We start from the raw sequence: 1,980 nt of genomic DNA on the forward strand, positions 1-1,980 counted from the left end.
ATCTCCTAATTCGTTATAAGTCCAAGCATCATCAGGGTCAAGCTCGATCGCTTGCCGGTAGTTTTCTATAGCTTCTTCCCATTTGTCTTGCTGTTCGAGGGCATAACCTAAATTTTTATAAGCAAGAGTATACTCAGGGTCAAGCTCGATCGCTTGCCGGTAGTTTTCTATAGCTTCGTCTAAATCTCCTTGCTTTTCTAGCACATCTCCTAACCTGTTATAAGTCCAGGCATCATCAGGGTCAAGCTCGATCGCTTGCTGGTAACTTTCTCTAGCCTCTTCCCATTTGCTCTGCTGTTCGCGTGCATAACCTAAGTTCTTGTAAGCAAGGATATACTCAGGGTTAAGTTCGATCGCTTGCCGGTAGTTTTCTATAGCCTCTTCCAATTTATCTTGCTGTTCGAGGACATAGCCTAAATTTCTGTAAGCAAGAGCGTAATCAGAGTCGTGTCGAACAGCTTGGCGATAGCTTTCAATAGCTTTCTCTAGTTTTCCTTGCTCTCGCAGCACATCACCCAGCTTTCTATGAGCAAGAGCATACTCAGGCTTAATTTGAACAGATTGTTGGTAGTTTTCTGCAGCTTCCTCTAGCTTTCCTTGTTGTTGCAGTGTTTCCCCTAGTTCAAAATATGCTTCGTAGTCATCGGGTGCCCGTTTAATAATTTCCCGGAAAATTTTTGCTGCTTCTTCGTAGTTCCCAGCATCTTGCGCCAAGTTTCCTTGCCCGTGGAGTTCGTCAACGCTCTGCGCTACCACTGCTACCGGCGAAGCAGCTACCAAACAAACACCTACAATCCAAGGGATAGACCAACGAAACATATACTTTGAATCCTATTGGAACTCATCTCTTTTCCTAGAATACCTCAGTCGCACTGTTGGTAACGGCAAAATTCCGAGCAAGACCAACTAGACGCAAAACATCATTCCTGCAAAATGCCCCATTCTTGTAGCTGGTTCCATACAAGCTCGATGCGATAGGCCAAACCCACACCGCCAGTTGCTACCGTGGGACCTAAAGATGGCGAAGGCTCGTCTGGATTGGTAGCTACAGTCGTCGTATCGCGAATCTGTGCCATCAAGCCAATGACTTGTTCGCCGTCGCTGGTGACAATAGGACCGCCAGAATTTCCCTGTGCTAGGGTGGCATCAACGGTAAGCATGGGATTGTTAGGACTGTAATTGGTAACTTCACCGCTAACTACATTCCAAGCGCCCTCAACATTATAAGGATGTCCGACAATCACAACATCCGTGAGACGAGCCACGCGACCTGTTTGGATGTCCAAAGGTTGGATATCTTCGGGAATGTCCGTGACTTTCAAAACAGCTAAGTCTAGGTCGGAATTGGCCTCGCTAGCTTTGACAATGGTGGCTGGGTAGCGAGGACGGCGGTGTTCCGGTAGTTCGCTGAAAAATTCTACCTCAATTTTATCGCTAAGGCGGGAAGTCTTGTCTCCAGTAAGTACGTGGCGATTGGTAATCAGCCAGGCTGTATCTCCTTCTCGTTTGATAACCCAACCGGTAGCGATGGAATTTCCCTGGGGAATTTGAGCCAAAATCTTGGCCGTAGAACGCAAAACATCAACGAGGGGTTCTTGGTCGGAACTGGGTACGTACTGGGTATCGTCGATAATAGGATCTCGGGAATCTCTTCGTTGGGCTAGGAGTCGTTGTGCTTCGTCCAAGTTGTTTTGGGCTGTGGTATAGTTCGGATCGATTTCAAGGGCACGTTTGTATTTTTCGATCGCTTCCTGTAACTTTCCTTGTTGCTGTAAAGCATAGCCCAGATTGTTGTAAGCCACGGCAAAGTCGGGGTTGATTTGGAGAGCTTGGCGGTAGTTTGCGATCGCTTCTTCTAGCTTTCCTTGGTCTAAGAGGACACTTCCCCAGCCGTTATAAGCATAGAAAAACTCAGGATTGAGTTGTAGAGCTTTCTGGTATTTCTCTATAGCTTCTTCTAGCTTTTCTTGATCCCATAGG

The 1,980-nt window shown here is 46.8% G+C and carries 2 protein-coding genes; both read right to left on the minus strand.

What is annotated here, in order from left to right:
* On the minus strand, positions 1 to 780 hold a 780-nt coding region (locus tag AS151_RS19190; RefSeq protein WP_170861457.1), incomplete at its 3' end, for a tetratricopeptide repeat protein.
* A gap of 140 nt (positions 781 to 920) precedes the next feature.
* Positions 921 to 1,980: tetratricopeptide repeat protein (locus AS151_RS19195; protein ID WP_071518691.1), on the minus strand; the 1,060-nt coding region annotated here is incomplete at its 5' end.

Origin of the sequence: Geitlerinema sp. PCC 9228 (genome assembly GCF_001870905.1) — a bacterium.
GTDB lineage: Bacteria > Cyanobacteriota > Cyanobacteriia > Cyanobacteriales > PCC-9228 > PCC-9228.